This window comes from Rhodoferax lacus (genome assembly GCF_003415675.1).
Taxonomy (GTDB): Bacteria; Pseudomonadota; Gammaproteobacteria; order Burkholderiales; family Burkholderiaceae_C; genus Allorhodoferax; species Allorhodoferax lacus.
In genome coordinates this window covers 194,276-209,030 of the sequence record NZ_QFZK01000004.1, presented here as the reverse complement: position 1 = coordinate 209,030, position 14,755 = coordinate 194,276, and the positions used below count along the sequence as shown (strand labels likewise).

The window sequence follows — 14,755 nt, the reverse complement described above, 5'->3', positions numbered from 1 at the left end:
TTACTTGCCGTTCTTGTGGGCGGTCATGGGGATGCCGGCCATCAGAAAGCCGCCACCCTGAAACTGCACGCAGGGGTCGCTCAGGTCGGGCTCCGGGGTGCGCGCGTAGATGGCATCCCGAAACACATCCGAGCTGTCCTTCGGCCGGTAGCCGATGGTGCGCACACTGTCGTTGTCATACCAGGCCACCGCGTTGTCGGAGATGCCGAAGATGATGCTGTGGCCCAGCACCGGCGTGGTCAGGCAGGCAGTAATCAGGCGGTGCAGGTCGTCAAAGCTCAGCCAACTCGCCAGCATGCGCCGGTCTTTGGGTTCGGCAAACGAAGAGCCAATGCGCACGCAGGCGGTCTCGATGCCGTAGCGGTCAAAGTACATGCGCGAGAGGTCTTCGCCAAAGGCCTTGGAGACGCCATACAGGCTGTCCGGGCGCGGCGGGTGGGCCGGGGTGATGGTCTCGTTCTGGCGGTAAAAGCCGGTGACGTGGTTGGAGCTGGCAAAGATCACCCGCTTCACGCCGTGCTGGCGTGCGGCCTCGTACAGGTTGTACACGCCCAGGATATTGCTTTGCAAGATGGGATCAAACGGGCCTTCCACCGACACGCCGCCCATGTGCACAATGGCCTGGCAACCCTTGACCATGTCTGACACCTGGGCTGCATCAGCCAGGTCGGCCAGCACGATTTCTTCGCCTTCTCTGGCCGGCCCAAAGTCGCTGCGCGCAGACAGGCGCAGCACCTCGCAATTGGCCTTCAGGCGCTCGCGCAGTGCGGTGCCCACGCCCCCGGCCGCACCGGTCAGGAGCAAAGTGTGGTGTACTTTGGTGGTCATAGTTTTAGAGAAATCTTGTCTGTTGTATGTTGTCTGATGTGTTAAATTGTCGAGACCCCCAGCAGCCAAGTCAAGGACTTTTCCATGAACCTAGTACAAACCCCTAGCCCCACCCCATCCGGTGGTGCTGCCGCGCAGGCCGCAGGTGCAGCGCGACCACGCCGCGCCCGCGGACTGGTCAACGAGGTGATGGAAAGCCTGGCCACCAGCATCCGCGAAGGCGCCATCAAACCCGGCGAAAAATTGCCCACCGAGTCCGAGATCGTGGCCCGCTTTGATGTCAGCCGCACCGTGGTGCGCGAGGCCATCTCGCGCCTGCAGGCCAACCGCCTGGTGGAGACGCGCCACGGCGTGGGCACCTTCGCGCTGGCCGCCGAAGACAGCGGCAATTTCAAGATTGCGGCCGTGGACTTTGCCACCGTCTCCGACGTGATCGCCCTGCTGGAGCTGCGTATCAGCCTGGAAACCGAGGCCGCCGGCCTGGCCGCGCAACGCCGCACCGCGCAGAATCTGGAGAGCATGCAGGCCATGCTGAATGCCTTTGCCGAAGCCATAGAAGACGACTCGGATGCCGTGCCCTCGGACTTCCAGTTCCATATGGAGGTGGCACGCGCTACCGGCAACCGCCACTTTGCCGACCTGATGACGTATCTGGGCACCATGATCATTCCGCGCACCCGCGTCAACACGCCCAACAGCGCGCCCGAGGGCCGTCTGGCCTACCTGCGCCGGGTCCATGGCGAACATGAAAGCATCTTCAGCGCCATCCGCAACCAGGACACGGATGCGGCCCGCGCCGCCATGCGCACGCACCTGGCCAACAGCAAGGACCGGCTCAAAAAGTCCCAGACAGAGACGCTTTAGTTGTATGATGACTGACCTTTAAAGGCAGCATTCCGGCTGCTGGAACCTGGAGCGCAGCCCATGTCAGAGTCCTCTTTTTCGTCTACTTCGCCTTCTTCCCCGGCCTTGCCCGCATCCCACAACCTGGGCGCCACTGCAGGCGCCAGCCCCACCATCACCGCCATGCGCGTGATTCCGGTGGCCGGGCGCGACGGCATGCTGCTGAATCTGAGCGGGGCGCATGCCCCCTTCTTCACCCGCAACCTGGTGCTGCTGACCGACAGCAGCGGCCACACCGGTGTGGGCGAAGTGCCCGGTGGCGAAAAAATCCGCCAGACCCTGGAAGACGCCAAGCCCCTGATCCTGGGCCAGAGCCTGGGCCGCTACAACGCCGTCCTCAACGCCATGCGCGAGGCCTTTGCCGCGCGCGACGACGCCGGCCGCGGCCTGCAGACCTTTGACCTGCGCATTGCCATCCACGCGGTGACCGCCGTGGAGAGCGCCCTGCTGGATTTGCTGGGCCAGTTTCTGAACGTGCCGGTGGCCGCACTGCTGGGCGAAGGCCAGCAGCGTGACAAGGTGGCAGTGCTGGGCTATCTGTTCTATGTAGGCGACCGCAGCGCCACCGACCTGCCCTATGCCAGTGAGCCGGAGCAGGCTGACGACTGGATGCGCCTGCGCCACGAAAAAGCCATGGATGCCGACGCCGTGGTACGCCTGGCCGAGGCGGCGCACGCGCGCTACGGCTTCCAGGACTTCAAGCTCAAGGGCGGCGTGCTGCGCGGCGAGGAGGAAATCGAAGCCGTGCAGGCCCTGCATGCGCGCTTTCCCAAGGCCCGCATCACCCTGGACCCCAATGGCGGCTGGCTGCTCAAAGATGCGGTGCGCCTGTGCCGCGACCAGCATGACGTGCTGGCCTATGCCGAAGACCCCTGCGGTGCCGAGGGCGTGTTCAGCGGGCGCGAGGTGCTGGCCGAATTCCGCCGCGCCACCGGCCTGCTGACGGCCACCAACATGGTGGCCACCGACTGGCGCGAGCTGGCCCATTCCCTGGCCCTGCAGTCGGTAGACATTCCCCTGGCCGACCCGCACTTCTGGACCATGCAGGGCTCGGTGCGCGTGGCCCAGACCTGCCAGACCTGGGGACTGACCTGGGGCTCGCACAGCAACAACCACTTCGATGTCTCGCTGGCCATGTTCACCCATGTGGCCGCTGCCGCCCCCGGCAAGGTCACGGCGATTGATACGCACTGGATCTGGCAGGACGGCCAGCGCCTGACACAGGAGCCGCTGCAGATTGTGGACGGCAGCATCACCGTTCCCACCAAGTCCGGCCTGGGTGTGGAGCTGGACATGGTGGAGGTGGAAAAGGCCCACCAACTCTACCTGCAGGAAGGCCTGGGCGCGCGCAACGATGCCATGGCCATGCAGTACCTGATTCCGGGCTGGGGCTTTAATCCCAAGTCACCCTGCCTGGTGCGGTAAATTGCAGCCATGCACACGTCCACGCCCTCCCCCGCCCTGAGCGCCACGCCCGACACACGGTCCCCAGACCCCACCAGCGCGCCGCTTGCGTTCCTGCAGCACCTGTACGCCGCCGCCGTGCGACGCGCCATGCCGCTGCACACCCTGGGTGCCTTCTTGCCGCCTCCCCCCAAGGGCCGTACCGTGGTGGTGGGCGCGGGCAAGGCCGCCGGCGCCATGGCGCATGCGGTGGAAGCGCTGTGGCCGCAGGACGCGCCGCTCACCGGACTGGTGGTCACGCGCTACGGCCACACGCCCGAGCGGCCGGCGGGTCTGGTGCCACGCATCGAGATTCTGGAGTCGTCCCACCCGGTGCCTGATGCGGCCGGTGTGGCCGCGGCCGAGCGCATCATGGAGTTCCCCAAGGGCCTCACCGAAGACGACCTGGTGCTGTGCCTGATCTCGGGTGGCGGCTCATCGCTCTTGACCCTGCCCGCCGAGGGCATGACGCTGGCGGACAAGCAGCAGGTCAACCAGGCCCTGTTGGAGAGTGGTGCGGGCATTGGCGAGATGAACTGCGTGCGCAAGCACCTCTCACGCATCAAGGGCGGACGTCTTGCGGCCGCCTGCGCCCCGGCGCGCGTGCTCACCCTGCTGATCAGCGACGTTCCCGGTGACGAGGCCAGCGTGATTGCCAGCGGCCCCACGGTGCCAGACGCCACCACCTGCGCCGATGCCCTGGGCATCCTGCGTCGCTACCACATTGCCATCCCCGAGGCGGTGGCGCAGGCCCTGGCCAGTGGTGCGCTGGAGAGCGTGAAACCGGGCGATGCGGTGTTTGCCAAAGCCGATGTGCATCTGATTGCCACACCGCAGCAGTCACTGGAGGCAGCGGCCGACGCAGCCCGCGCCGCAGGCATCACGCCCTACATCCTGAGCGATGAAATCGAGGGCGAGTCGCGCGAAGTGGGCAAGGTGCATGCCGCCCTGGCCCGCTCCGTGGCGCACCGGGGCCAGCCCTTTGCGCGACCCTGCGTGATCCTGAGTGGCGGTGAGACCACCGTCACCATCCGCCCGCGCCAGCCCGGTGCTGCACGCGGGCGTGGCGGGCGTGCGGGTGAGTTCTGCATGGGACTGGCGCAGGCGCTGCAGGGCCAGCCCGGTGTGTACGCACTGGCCGCAGACACCGATGGCATTGACGGCGTGGAAGACAACGCGGGCGCCTTTGTCACGCCCGACACGCTGGCACAAGCCGCGGCCTTGGGACTTAAGCTCAGCAACTACCTGGACCGCAACGATGCCTATGGTTTCTTTGACGCGCTGGGGGCGCTGTTTGTGACAGGCCCCACGCACACCAATGTGAATGACTTCCGCGCGCTGCTGATTCTTTAGCGCTGCGAAAAATTAGGCCGCCTGCGCTTCGGCCTCGCGGATACCCATGGCATCCAGCGCGGCGGCCAGATGGGCCACGCTGCGGTCCACGTTGTGCAGCTTCTCCAGGCCGAAGAGGCCGATGCGGAAGGTCATGAAGTCGGCCGGCTCGTCGCACTGCAGCGGCACACCGGCAGCGGTTTGCAGGCCCAGGGCCAGGAACTTCTTGCTGCTCTGGATTTCTGCATCGGTGGTGTAGCTCACCACCACACCGGGGGCCTTGAAACCCTCGGCCGCCACGCTGACAATGCCGCGGCGCTCGAACAGGGCGCGCACTTTGTGCCCCAGAGCGAGCTGCTCCTGGCGCACTTTCTCGAAGCCGTAGCTGCGCGTCTCGACCATCACCTCGCGCAGGCGGATCAGCGCGTCGGTGGGCATGGTGGCGTGGTAGGCGTGGCCGCCTTTTTCGTAGGCCTCCATGATCTGCAGCCACTTCTTCAAATCGCAGGCAAAGCTGGTACTGGTGGTGCCGTCAATCGCGGCGCGGGCGCGGGCGCTCAGCATCACCATGGCGCAGCAGGGCGAGCCGCTCCAGCCCTTTTGCGGGGCCGTGACCAGCACGTCCACGCCGAGTGCTTCCATGTTCACCCACAGGGCACCAGAGGCAATGCAGTCCAGCACAAACAGGCCGCCCACCTCGTGCACCGCATCGGCAACAGTGCGCAGGTAGTCGTCGGGCAGGATCATGCCGGCCGAGGTTTCCACATGCGGGGCAAACACCACATCGGGCTTCTTCTCGCGGATGGTGGCCACCACCTCGGCAATCGGGCACGGCACCCAGGGCGCCTGCTTGCTGTCGTTCACGCGGCGTGCCTTGAGCACCGTGGCTTCAGACGGGATATGGCCCATGTCGAAGATCTGCGTCCAGCGGTAGCTGAACCAGCCGTTGCGGATGACCAGCGCCTTTTTGCCGGTAGCAAACTGGCGCGCCACCGCTTCCATGCCAAAGGTGCCACTGCCCGGCACCAGGGCCACGGAGGGTGCGTGGTAGACCTCTTTCAACATCGCGGAGATGTCACGCATCACGCCCTGGAAGCGCTGCGACATGTGGTTGAGCGCGCGGTCGGTGTAGACCACCGAAAACTCAAGCAATCCGTCCGGGTCAATCTGGGGTACGAGTCCTGGCATGGTGGTGGTCTCCGTCAAGTTGTTGTGGTCTCAGAAGGGAAACCAGCTTAGCACGGCAAGCCGAATCGTGCTGCCGCCAGGACAGTGCCACTTCGCCTAAACGAAGCCGCGTACGGGTAAGTCCGTACTGCGCTGTATCCAGTTGGTAGGCGCATAGGCCGTGCGGCCATCGGTCACGTGCAGGGTGTAGGCGTGGCGCGAATGGGCCGAGCGGTTGGGCGCGCTGTAGTGCGGCAGCAGGCCGTGGAACACCACCAGCGTGCCAGCCTTCACCTCCAGCGGCACGGCGGTTGTGCGGTCCGGCCAGGGTGTGGCGTCCAGCTTGTCCATGGTGACCACGTCGCCTGCGCGCACAAAGCGCTCGCGCAAGGGGCCGCGGTGGCCGCCGGGCTGCACCCACAGGCAGCCGTTATCCAGGGTGGCATCTTCCAGCGCAAACCAGAAGGTGGTGACGCTGATGGGCGTGCTGTCAAAGAAGGTGGCGTCCTGGTGCCAGCCCACCTCACCGCCTATGCCGGGCTGCTTGAAGATGTACATGGACTGCCAGAGCTGCGGCTGCTGCAGGCCCAGACCGTGCGCCAGCGCATCCAGCGCGGCACCGCGCGAGAAGGCGTCAAACACCGGGTCCAGGTCATGCATGGCATGGCCTATCTTGTTGATGGACAGGGCCTTGGGCTGCTTGAGATGGCCCTCTGCATCAAAGGCTTCTTCTTCAAAGAAGCAGCGGCTCTGTGTGGCCGAGTCCAGAAAGTAGCGGTCCACCGCGCGCACCTGTTCGTTGGTGGTGAAGATGGTGCGGCTGCTGGCCGGGTCAAAGGCTTGCACCAGTTCTTCGGCACGCGCACGCAGCGCGGCCATCTGGGCTGCGGTCTTGAAGTCCGGCAGGGCCAGGTAGCCGTCTTGCTGGTAGCGCGTGGTCTGTTCGGGGGTAAGTTCGAATGGCATCCGCACATCTTGCCACCGAACACGGAACTTCGGGTGCCCTCCCTTCTAGCCTAAGCCAGCTACCTTTTCCAAAGCCAGCAGACCCGTGGCGGTGTTGGAAATCGGGATGTGGTAGTTGCTGTGCACCTTGCGCACACCGGCACCCGCACCGGCGGTGAGTGCGGCGCGCATGGCCAGCCAGTTCAGCAGTTCCACGCCCTGGGTGCCGCTCTTTTCCACCAGTTCATGGATGCTGTACTGGGTGGCCCACTCGGGGTTGGTCAGCAGGCTTTCCATGAACTGCAGGTCAAACGCCTTGTTGATAAACCCGGCGCGCTCGCCGTCGAGCTGATGGCTCAGGCCGCCGGAGCCGATCACGGCAACGGTCTTGCTGCTGTCCCAGGCGGCGATCGCTTCGCCCACGGCCCGGCCCATGGCATAGACCCGGCTGGCCTTGGGCAGCGGGAACTGGACCGTGTTGATGCAGACCGGCACCACCGTCACCGGGCAAGGTCCCTCGGGCCAGAGCAGCTTGAGCGGCAGGGTGCAGGCGTGGTCCACCAGCATTTCCTGGCAGGTCACGACGTCGAACTCTTTCTCCACCAGCGTGTTGATGATCTGCCAGGACAGGTCCACCTCCCCCTTGAAGGGTGGCAGCGTCGGGATGCCCCAACCCTCGTCGGCGTTGTTGTATTGGCTTGCAGCGCCAACGGCAAAGGTGGGCATTTTGTCCAGGAAGAAGTTCAGGCCGTGGTCGTTGTAGAAAACAACCACCACGTCGGGCCGGGCCTGGCCCAGCCATTCACGCACGGGCGGGAAGCCGTCAAAGAAGGGCTTCCAGTAGGGCTCCTGTTGAATGCCCTTGTGAATGGCGCCGCCGATGGCGGGGATGTGCGAGGTACCGATGCAGCCTATGAGTTGTGCCATTGTTTGCTCCTTGTTGTTTATTGACCGGCGGCCACCAGGCGCGCCTTGAATTCGTCTTTTGTCAGGCCGGTTTGCTGGGCGCCTATGTCCTGCATGTCCAGGCCAAAGATGCCGGCAAATTTGGCCAGGTAGTAGGCATTGCCGCCCGCCGCAATCAGCTGCAGCACATTGCGCGCACGGATGGCGGCGGCCTGTGGCCCGGTCAGCTGGTACAGGCGCATGTAGGCCTCTTCGTCCTGCTTGAAGCTGGCCCGGTTGTCTGCCGCGTTGAACGAGAAGCACATCTTGTTGAGGGCATAGCCTTTCTTGGCCTGCTCGCCGTCAAAGGGTGTGGTGCCAGGTATGGGGGGCAGCGGGGTCTGCGAAGTCATGGGCGGTCTCCTTTTCTTGGTGATGGACTGGCCGCAGTATCCGGCTCCGATTGCAAAAGATAAACGCATGATTCATGATGCAACACATGAATAAATTCGATCATTCAGATTTGAACGGGCGGCTGTTGCAGCTGCTGCTTGCAGTGGTGGAAACAGGCTCCATCACGGCGGCAGCAAGCCGGATGGGTGTCACGCAATCGGCCGTCAGCCACCTGCTGGACAAGCTGCGCGCCATCACCGGCGACCCGCTGTTCGTGAAGTCCGGGCGCGGCATACAGGCCACCGCACATGCCCAGGCGCTGGCCCTGCGCGCGCGCGATCTGCTGGGCGAGCTGGAACGCTTCACGCAGGCCGGGGCCTTCGACCCGCTGCACTGGAACACCCGCTTCACGGTGGCCGCCAATGAGTTCCAGCGTGACGTGCTGCTGCCCGAACTGATGCAGCGCCTGCGCGTGAAGGCGCCCGGCGTGGTGCTGCAGGTCATCCCCTCGGGCATTCCCAGCCTGGAGATGCTGCGCCAGCAGCAGTGCCAACTGGTCATCAGCCCGCGCCCGCCCGATGGGGCCGACATCATGCAAAAGCGATTGTTTGAGGACCGTTACCGCGTGTTCTATGACCCTGCACAACGCGCAGCACCCCAGACCAAAGCCGAGTACCTGGCGGCCCGGCACGTCACCGTGGTGTACGAAGGTGGACGGGCGCTGGACGTGGACCAATGGATGACCACCCGTGGTGTGCGGCGCAACTTCGCCGTCCTGGTGCAGGGCTTCTCCGGCTTGGCGCCCTTTCTTCAGGGCAGCGCGTTGCTGGCCACGGCCCCCGGCCTGCTGCAATCGCGCATACCCCAAGGCCTGGCCAGTGCGGCAGTGCCTGTGCCCTGCCCCAAGCTGCCCATGTTCATGGTCTGGCACCTGCGCCACCAGCAGGATGCGGCGCACCGCTGGCTGCGCCAGGAGCTCGAAGCCCTGGTGCCCGCGGTGCTCAACCCGCAGCGGAGCTGAGCGTCAGGGCAAAGGCAAGGGGGCCGAGCGCAGCAGCACCTCCTCGCGCAGCCACAGCGCACTGCGCCGCGCGCGCTCGGCCACCGTGGGCAGGGGCAACTGCAGATAGTCCTGGTTGCAGACCGCAAAGCTGTAGTCGCCCTGGTAGCCAATGGCGTCCAGGCGCAGCACCAGATCGGCCAGCACCTCGCTGTGCACGCCCTCACCGGGAAAGACCCGGAAGCTGCGTGCGCTGTTGGATGGATCGTCCGCGCTGCTGGCGTCATGCCACATGAAGTCCGAGAGCTGCACCAGGAAAATACGGGAGGCGTCCAGGTCTTCCAGCGCGTCCAGCGGTGTCTCATCCGCAAAGATATGGAAGGAGTCCAGGCCCAGCCCCAGGTTGGGACAATCCGCCTGGCACACCACATCCCAGGCTGTGGAAAAGTCCTTGACCCGGCGTCCCCAGGACAGCGCGTCATAGGCCACCCGTATGCCCAGCGGAAGCGCCAGCATGGCGAGCTTGCGCAGGTCCCGGGCGATGGCATCCGGGTCACTGCTGGCGTGGTGGGAGGTGGACGAGCTGGCCAGCAGCACCGGGCTGCCCAGGGCCTGGCACATTTCCAACAGCGACTTGGCGATGTCCACCTTGTAGGCATGCAGATGGCCCGACAGGCCTTCGAAGTCGCGCAGTGCCTGAAAGCCCACCGGGCGCAAGCCGCTGACCTGCACCGCCTGCACGGCTGCTGGCACGCCACCGGGGTGGCTGGCCAGATCGCCCGCGCTGAGCATCAGCTGCGAGAAACCGGCACCCGCCATGGCAGCGAGCTTGGCCTCCAGCGGCCCGGCCAGCGTGGCCGTGTCCATTGCAAAGCCGCCGAGAATGCCCGAGGAATGCCGCATGTCAGACCCCCTGGTGGACCAGTTCGAACGACACCGAACCCAGCACCGTGCGCGTGAGGGCGCCGCGGTCTTCCGGGTGCAGCAGGCGGGACTCTACAAACTCGACGCCATTGGCCTTGAGTGCCGTAACCGCCGCGCCCACATCGGCGGTTCCCAGGCCGATGCGCTGCAGGCACTCTGGCGCGTTGTCATCGTCCATGCCCGGGTCCGGCTCCACCAGCTGCCACAGGAAGCCGCCACAGGGGCTGCGCATCAGCTTGCCCTTGGGCAGGATGCCAAAGCGCTGCTCGTCGGGTATCTGCGTGAAGCCAAAGAGGTTCTCGTAATAGGCCATCCAGTCCACCGAGCGGCCCGCGCCTATGTACTGCACCAGGCCAAAGTAGGACATGCCGGCCAGTGCGGCGGGATGCTGATCCACTGTGGGAATCGGCACGAAATCGATGTCGTAGATGGAGAACTCTTTCCAGCGGTCCACAAAGTAGAAGCGGCTGCTTCCCGGTCCGCGTATGCCCGGTATGTGCAACTCCATGGCACGGGCGTGGCTTTGCACGTCCCAGGCGCCCAGCTCCAGGCAGCGGGTGTGGGCCTTGAGCGCATCGCGCACACGGAAGGCCACGGCCACCAGGGCCGGGTTGCCACTGGCTGTGGCACCACGGCGCACATCATCGGTCGGGGCACTCACCACCAGGTTCATGCTGCCCTGGCGGTACAGCGTGACTTCGCGCGAGCGGTGGCGCGCCACCGGCCGGAAACCCAACGACTCCAGCACCTGCCCCAGGGCCTGCGGCCGGCTGGTGGCGTATTCAATGAACTCGATGCCATCCATGCCCAAAGGATTGGCCAGCTCGGGCACGGATTCGCGTTGCGAAATGATGGACGACATGGGAACCCTTTTCTTTACCGAATCATCGCAACAGCATAACCCGCGCCAAGCCCCTGGCGCCCCGGAAACGGCAGCATTTCAGCAGGCCAGCCTGGCCCGCATCTGCCTCAAGCCGCCAGCTGCTGCTCCAGCTGGTGCAGCACCTCGTAGCAGGCCAGCACACCGGCCACGCTGCTGTTGGGCTCGCGGCCCTCGCGGATGGCGGCGAAGAATTCGCGGTCCTGCAGTTCAATGCCGTTCATGGACACGTCCACCGGGCTCACATCGATCTTTTCTTCCTTGCCGGTGAACAGGTCGTCGTAGCGTGCCAGGTAGGTGGCCGTGTCGCCGATGTAGCGGAAGAATGTGCCCAGCGGGCCATCGTTGTTGAAGGACAGGCTCAGGGTGCAGATGGCGCCGTTGGCGGCCTGCAGCTGGATGCTCATGTCCATGGCGATGCCCAGCACCGGGTGGATGGGCCCCTGGATGGCATTGGCCTTGACGATGGGGCTGCCGCACTGGTAGGCAAACAGGTCCACGGTGTGGGCCGCGTGGTGCCACAGCAGGTGGTCGGTCCAGGATCTGGCCTGGCCCAGGGCGTTGGTGTTGGTGCGGCGGAAGAAGTAGGTCTGCACATCCAACTGCTGGATGTTGAACTTGCCGGCCGCAATCTGCTTGTGCACATACTGGTGGCTGGGGTTGAAGCGGCGGGTGTGGCCGCACATGGCCACCAACCCGGTCTGCTTCTGCAATGCCACGACTTCCTGCGCGCCCTTCAGGCTGTCGGCCAGGGGAATCTCCACCTGCACATGCTTGCCTGCCTTCAGGCAAGCGATGGTCTGCTCAGCGTGCATTTGCGTGGGCGTGCAGAGGATGACGGCGTCCAGGTCCGGCAGCGCCAGGCTGTCGGAGAGCTCGGTGGTGACGTGGGCGATGCCGTACTTGTCGGCCACTTCACGGGTCTTTTCCAGATCACGGCTGATCAGAGAGACGACTTCCACGCCGTCGATGTTCTGGATGCCGTCCAGGTGTTTGATGCCGAAGGCACCGGCGCCTGCCAGCGCTACTTTGATGGTTTTGCTCATTTATTTGTTCTCCAGAATCAGGTGTCCCACGGCCGTGTTCGAAGCCGGTACGTGGAAGAAGCGGTGCTTGAGGTTCACGCCATCGGCGCGTCCCGCCACATCGGCCATGGCGCCACGGGCAATCAGCCACATGACCAGTTCAATGCCTTCGCTGCCGGCTTCACGCACATAGTCGATGTGCGGGATGGCTGCGGCTGCCGCCGGATCGGCAATCAGCTTGTCCAGGAAGGCGTTGTCAAAGTCCTTGTTGATCAGGCCGGCGCGCGGGCCCTGCAGCTGGTGGCTCATGCCACCTGTGCCCCAGATGTGCACGTTCAGGTCTTCGTCATAGCTTTCCACGGCACGGCGAATGGCCTGGCCCAGGTTGAAGCAGCGCTGGCCGCTGGGCACGGGGTACTGCACCACGTTCACCGCAAACGGGATCACCGGGCATGGCCAATGGAAAGCGTCTTTGGGCGGGTTGCCGCACATCAGCGAGAGCGGCACGGTCAGGCCGTGGTCCACGTCCATCTTGTTCACGATGGTCAGGTCGAAATCCTGCTGGATCACCGACTGCGCAATGTGCGAGGCCAGCTCCGGGTGACCAATCACCGTGGGCACGGGGCGCGCGCCGTAGCCTTCGTCGGCAGGCTGGTACTGCGCTGCGGTGCCGATGGCGAAGGTGGGAATCATGTCCAGGCTGAAGGCGGTGGCGTGGTCGTTGTAGACCAGGAAGACGACGTCGGGCTTGTTGTCCTTCATCCACTGCTTGGAATAGTCGTAGCCGGCAAACACCGGCTGCCAATAGGGCTCTTTGTCTTTGCCGGCATCGAGTGCGGCGCCAATGGCGGGGACATGCGAGGTGTAAACGGAGGCGGTGATGCGTGCCATGGTCAGGCTTCTTTCTTTTTGTTGGCCGCGCCTTGCGGCTGGTTCTTGGCCTGTGCATCACCGTCTTCGCCAATGTAGCGGTTGCCTTCCACACTGCGGCCTCCGCTGATCATCATGGCGCGGTATTCGTCTTCGGTCATGCCGGTCATGCTGCCTGCCATCTGCTGGAAGGACAGGCCGTCGGTGGCGCCTATCTTGGCCAGGAAGTAGATGTTGCCGCCGGTGGCCATGCAGCGGTTCAGGTCACGCGTGAGCACGCCCTGCTTCTGCTCTTCGGTCATGGGCCACTCGTCCAGATAGGCCCGCTCATTGGCCTTGAAGCGCACGCGGTTCTCGGCCTTCATCAGGGACATGCAGAACTGGTTGAGGTGGTAGCCCTTGCGGGACTGCTCGGCATCAAAAATGATGGTGCCGGGGACGTCGAGATACGGTTTGTCGAGTGACATGGTTACACCTCTTCGGGCCAGTACAGGCGCATGGGGTTGGTTACCAAAAGCTTCTGCTGCAATTCTGCAGTCGTGGCGATGTGCGGGATGAAGTCCACCAGCAGGCCATCATCGGGCATGTGGTCTTTCAGGTTGGGGTGCGGCCAGTCGGTGCCCCAGAGCACGCGGTCCGGGAACTCGTCGACGATGCGTTTGGCAAAGGGGATCACATCGGTGTAGGCGTTCTGCTCGCCGTTCAATGCTTTGGGTCCAGTGACCGACAGGCGCTCCGGGCAGCTCACCTTGCTCCACACGTTGGTGTGCTCGCGCATGAACTTCACAAACAGCTCGAACTCCGGCCCATCCACCGGCTTGTTCACATCCGGGCGGCCCATGTGGTCCACCACCACGGTGGTGGGCAGGGCGGTGAAGAAGTCCCACAGCTCGGGCAGGTCCACGGCCTCGAAGTAAATCACCACATGCCAATTCCACTTGGCAATGCGCGAGGCAATTTCCAGCAACTCGTCCTTGGGCGTGAAGTCCACCAGGCGCTTGACGAAGTTGAAGCGCACACCGCGCACACCGGCGTCGTGCATGGCCTGGATTTCGGCGTCGCTGACGCTGCGTTTGACCGTGGCCACACCGCGCGCCCGGCCTTGCGAGTGGACGAGCGCATCCACCATGGCGCGGTTGTCAGCGCCGTGGCAGGTGGCTTGCACCACCACGTTGCGGGCAAAGCCCAGGTGGTCTCTCAAGGCATACAGCTCGGCCTTGGAGGCGTCACACGGGGTGTACTTGCGCTCAGGTGCGAAGGGGAACTCTGCACCCGGTCCGAAGACGTGGCAGTGCGCGTCCACTGCGCCAGCGGGCACGGTAAAGCGGGGCTTGGCGGGGCCGGTGTACCAGTCCATCCATCCGGAAGTCTTGGTGAAATCACCTGTTGTGGGTTTTGACATAGAAAGTGAAGGAGTGAAGTTGCCGAGAAGCAATGGGGCTGCGTAGCCCCAATGCTGACCGAGGAAAGTGACTTAGTCGATGTACCTCAAACCGGCCTTCTCCAGCGGCTCACGCATCTTGTACATATCCAGCCCCAGCACACCGGCGGCAAACTTTTCGCGCTTCTCGCCTTCAAAGCTTTCGCGCTTCTCGGCCGCATCGGCCACTTCCTGTGCGCGTGCGGCAGGCACCACGACGATGCCGTCCACATCGGCAATCACCACGTCGCCGGGCTTCACCTGTGCGCCGGCACAGACCACGTCGATGTTGACCGAGCCCAGGGTCGCCTTGATGGTGCCCTTGGCATTGATGGCACGGCTGAACACGGGGAAACCCATTTTTTCCAGCTCGTCCACATCGCGCACGCCGCCGTCAATGATCAGGCCCTTTGCGCCGCGCGCCTGGAAGCTGGTGGCCAGCAGGTCGCCAAAGAAGCCGTCGAAGTTGTCGGTGGTGCAGGCCGCCACGACCACGTCACCAGGTTTGATCTGCTCAGCAGCCACATGCATCATCCAGTTGTCGCCGGGTTGCAGCAGCACGGTGATGGCGGTGCCGCACATGCGCGCGCCCTTGTAGATGGGGCGCATATAGGTCTTCATCAGGCCCACACGGCCCATGGCCTCGTGGATGGTGGCCACGCCGAAGCGGCTGAGCTTTTCAACGGCCTCCGGGGTGGCGCGGGTGATGTTGCGTTTGACAATGCCGAGTTCGTACATGC

Annotated in this window: 16 protein-coding genes; 4 read left to right on the top strand and 12 right to left on the bottom strand. The window is 64.4% G+C overall.

The genetic code is table 11. From position 1 onward, the window contains the following. On the bottom strand, positions 1-828 hold the full coding sequence (locus DIC66_RS09050; RefSeq protein ID WP_117176285.1) for an NAD-dependent epimerase/dehydratase family protein: 828 nt from the start codon (positions 826-828) through the stop codon (positions 1-3). 84 nt (positions 829-912) lie between these two features. Here DIC66_RS09050 and DIC66_RS09045 point away from each other — a divergent pair, with 84 nt between their 5' ends. Genes DIC66_RS09045 through DIC66_RS09035 form a run of 3 tightly spaced genes read left to right on the top strand, consistent with a single transcriptional unit; the run spans position 913 to position 4,527 of the window. Then, positions 913-1,692, top strand: coding sequence for a FadR/GntR family transcriptional regulator (locus tag DIC66_RS09045; protein ID WP_117176283.1), 780 nt, complete (start codon positions 913-915; stop codon positions 1,690-1,692). Between the two features lie 60 nt (positions 1,693-1,752). Then, the gene (gene gudD / locus DIC66_RS09040; protein WP_117176281.1) at positions 1,753-3,156 is read left to right on the top strand and encodes a glucarate dehydratase; all 1,404 of its coding nucleotides are present in this window, start codon (positions 1,753-1,755) and stop codon (positions 3,154-3,156) included. A gap of 9 nt (positions 3,157-3,165) precedes the next feature. Further along, the gene (locus DIC66_RS09035) at positions 3,166-4,527 is read left to right on the top strand and encodes a glycerate kinase type-2 family protein (RefSeq protein WP_117176279.1); all 1,362 of its coding nucleotides are present in this window, start codon (positions 3,166-3,168) and stop codon (positions 4,525-4,527) included. A 12-nt stretch (positions 4,528-4,539) separates the two neighbouring features. On the opposite strand, the gene DIC66_RS09030 is transcribed toward DIC66_RS09035, so the two are convergent. The 4 genes from DIC66_RS09030 to DIC66_RS09015 all read right to left on the bottom strand — a co-directional run bounded on the left by DIC66_RS09030 (position 4,540) and on the right by DIC66_RS09015 (position 7,916). Continuing rightward, positions 4,540-5,694, bottom strand: coding sequence for an aminotransferase class V-fold PLP-dependent enzyme (locus DIC66_RS09030; protein ID WP_117176619.1), 1,155 nt, complete (start codon positions 5,692-5,694; stop codon positions 4,540-4,542). A 96-nt stretch (positions 5,695-5,790) separates the two neighbouring features. Further along, on the bottom strand, positions 5,791-6,639 hold the full coding sequence (locus DIC66_RS09025) for a phytanoyl-CoA dioxygenase family protein (protein ID WP_117176277.1): 849 nt from the start codon (positions 6,637-6,639) through the stop codon (positions 5,791-5,793). Positions 6,640-6,684: 45 nt separating this feature from the next. Then, entirely contained in the window at positions 6,685-7,545 is an 861-nt protein-coding gene (locus DIC66_RS09020) for a class III extradiol dioxygenase family protein (RefSeq protein WP_117176275.1), read from the bottom strand. 17 nt (positions 7,546-7,562) lie between these two features. Beyond that, positions 7,563-7,916, bottom strand: coding sequence for a protocatechuate 4,5-dioxygenase subunit alpha (locus DIC66_RS09015; RefSeq protein WP_117176273.1), 354 nt, complete (start codon positions 7,914-7,916; stop codon positions 7,563-7,565). Between the two features lie 86 nt (positions 7,917-8,002). Between DIC66_RS09015 and DIC66_RS09010 the strand changes: the two genes are divergently transcribed. Beyond that, a complete protein-coding gene (locus DIC66_RS09010; protein WP_117176617.1) occupies positions 8,003-8,917 on the top strand; it encodes a LysR family transcriptional regulator in 915 nt (304 codons plus the stop codon). A 3-nt stretch (positions 8,918-8,920) separates the two neighbouring features. On the opposite strand, the gene DIC66_RS09005 is transcribed toward DIC66_RS09010, so the two are convergent. From DIC66_RS09005 to ligK, 7 genes are all read right to left on the bottom strand, one after another. Further along, positions 8,921-9,799, bottom strand: a complete 879-nt coding sequence (locus tag DIC66_RS09005; RefSeq protein WP_117176271.1) for a sugar phosphate isomerase/epimerase family protein — start codon at positions 9,797-9,799, stop codon at positions 8,921-8,923. A gap of 1 nt (position 9,800) precedes the next feature. Beyond that, the gene (locus DIC66_RS09000) at positions 9,801-10,682 is read right to left on the bottom strand and encodes a VOC family protein (RefSeq protein WP_117176269.1); all 882 of its coding nucleotides are present in this window, start codon (positions 10,680-10,682) and stop codon (positions 9,801-9,803) included. A 107-nt stretch (positions 10,683-10,789) separates the two neighbouring features. Beyond that, positions 10,790-11,746: a Gfo/Idh/MocA family oxidoreductase gene (locus tag DIC66_RS08995; RefSeq protein ID WP_117176267.1), complete on the bottom strand. Its 957-nt coding sequence runs from the start codon at positions 11,744-11,746 to the stop codon at positions 10,790-10,792. Continuing rightward, the gene (locus DIC66_RS08990) at positions 11,747-12,616 is read right to left on the bottom strand and encodes a class III extradiol dioxygenase subunit beta (protein ID WP_117176265.1); all 870 of its coding nucleotides are present in this window, start codon (positions 12,614-12,616) and stop codon (positions 11,747-11,749) included. 2 nt (positions 12,617-12,618) lie between these two features. Further along, positions 12,619-13,062, bottom strand: coding sequence for a protocatechuate 4,5-dioxygenase subunit alpha (gene ligA / locus DIC66_RS08985; RefSeq protein WP_117176263.1), 444 nt, complete (start codon positions 13,060-13,062; stop codon positions 12,619-12,621). A gap of 2 nt (positions 13,063-13,064) precedes the next feature. After that, positions 13,065-13,997, bottom strand: coding sequence for an amidohydrolase family protein (locus DIC66_RS08980; RefSeq protein WP_117176261.1), 933 nt, complete (start codon positions 13,995-13,997; stop codon positions 13,065-13,067). A 72-nt stretch (positions 13,998-14,069) separates the two neighbouring features. Beyond that, entirely contained in the window at positions 14,070-14,753 is a 684-nt protein-coding gene (gene ligK / locus DIC66_RS08975) for a 4-carboxy-4-hydroxy-2-oxoadipate aldolase/oxaloacetate decarboxylase (protein ID WP_117176259.1), read from the bottom strand. Positions 14,754-14,755: the final 2 nt, after the last annotated feature.

Coding starts and splice junctions, on each gene's coding strand:
- gudD (WP_117176281.1), top strand. CDS start 1,753: ATGTCAGAGTCCTCTTTTTCGTCTACTTCGCCTTCTTCCCCGGCCTTG.
- DIC66_RS09005 (WP_117176271.1), bottom strand. CDS start 9,799: ATGCGGCATTCCTCGGGCATTCTCGGCGGCTTTGCAATGGACACGGCC.
- DIC66_RS09015 (WP_117176273.1), bottom strand. CDS start 7,916: ATGACTTCGCAGACCCCGCTGCCCCCCATACCTGGCACCACACCCTTT.
- DIC66_RS09050 (WP_117176285.1), bottom strand. CDS start 828: ATGACCACCAAAGTACACCACACTTTGCTCCTGACCGGTGCGGCCGGG.
- DIC66_RS09045 (WP_117176283.1), top strand. CDS start 913: ATGAACCTAGTACAAACCCCTAGCCCCACCCCATCCGGTGGTGCTGCC.
- DIC66_RS09000 (WP_117176269.1), bottom strand. CDS start 10,682: ATGTCGTCCATCATTTCGCAACGCGAATCCGTGCCCGAGCTGGCCAAT.
- DIC66_RS09035 (WP_117176279.1), top strand. CDS start 3,166: ATGCACACGTCCACGCCCTCCCCCGCCCTGAGCGCCACGCCCGACACA.
- ligA (WP_117176263.1), bottom strand. CDS start 13,062: ATGTCACTCGACAAACCGTATCTCGACGTCCCCGGCACCATCATTTTT.
- DIC66_RS08980 (WP_117176261.1), bottom strand. CDS start 13,997: ATGTCAAAACCCACAACAGGTGATTTCACCAAGACTTCCGGATGGATG.
- DIC66_RS08995 (WP_117176267.1), bottom strand. CDS start 11,746: ATGAGCAAAACCATCAAAGTAGCGCTGGCAGGCGCCGGTGCCTTCGGC.
- DIC66_RS08990 (WP_117176265.1), bottom strand. CDS start 12,616: ATGGCACGCATCACCGCCTCCGTTTACACCTCGCATGTCCCCGCCATT.
- ligK (WP_117176259.1), bottom strand. CDS start 14,753: ATGTACGAACTCGGCATTGTCAAACGCAACATCACCCGCGCCACCCCG.
- DIC66_RS09010 (WP_117176617.1), top strand. CDS start 8,003: ATGAATAAATTCGATCATTCAGATTTGAACGGGCGGCTGTTGCAGCTG.
- DIC66_RS09020 (WP_117176275.1), bottom strand. CDS start 7,545: ATGGCACAACTCATAGGCTGCATCGGTACCTCGCACATCCCCGCCATC.
- DIC66_RS09025 (WP_117176277.1), bottom strand. CDS start 6,639: ATGCCATTCGAACTTACCCCCGAACAGACCACGCGCTACCAGCAAGAC.
- DIC66_RS09030 (WP_117176619.1), bottom strand. CDS start 5,694: ATGCCAGGACTCGTACCCCAGATTGACCCGGACGGATTGCTTGAGTTT.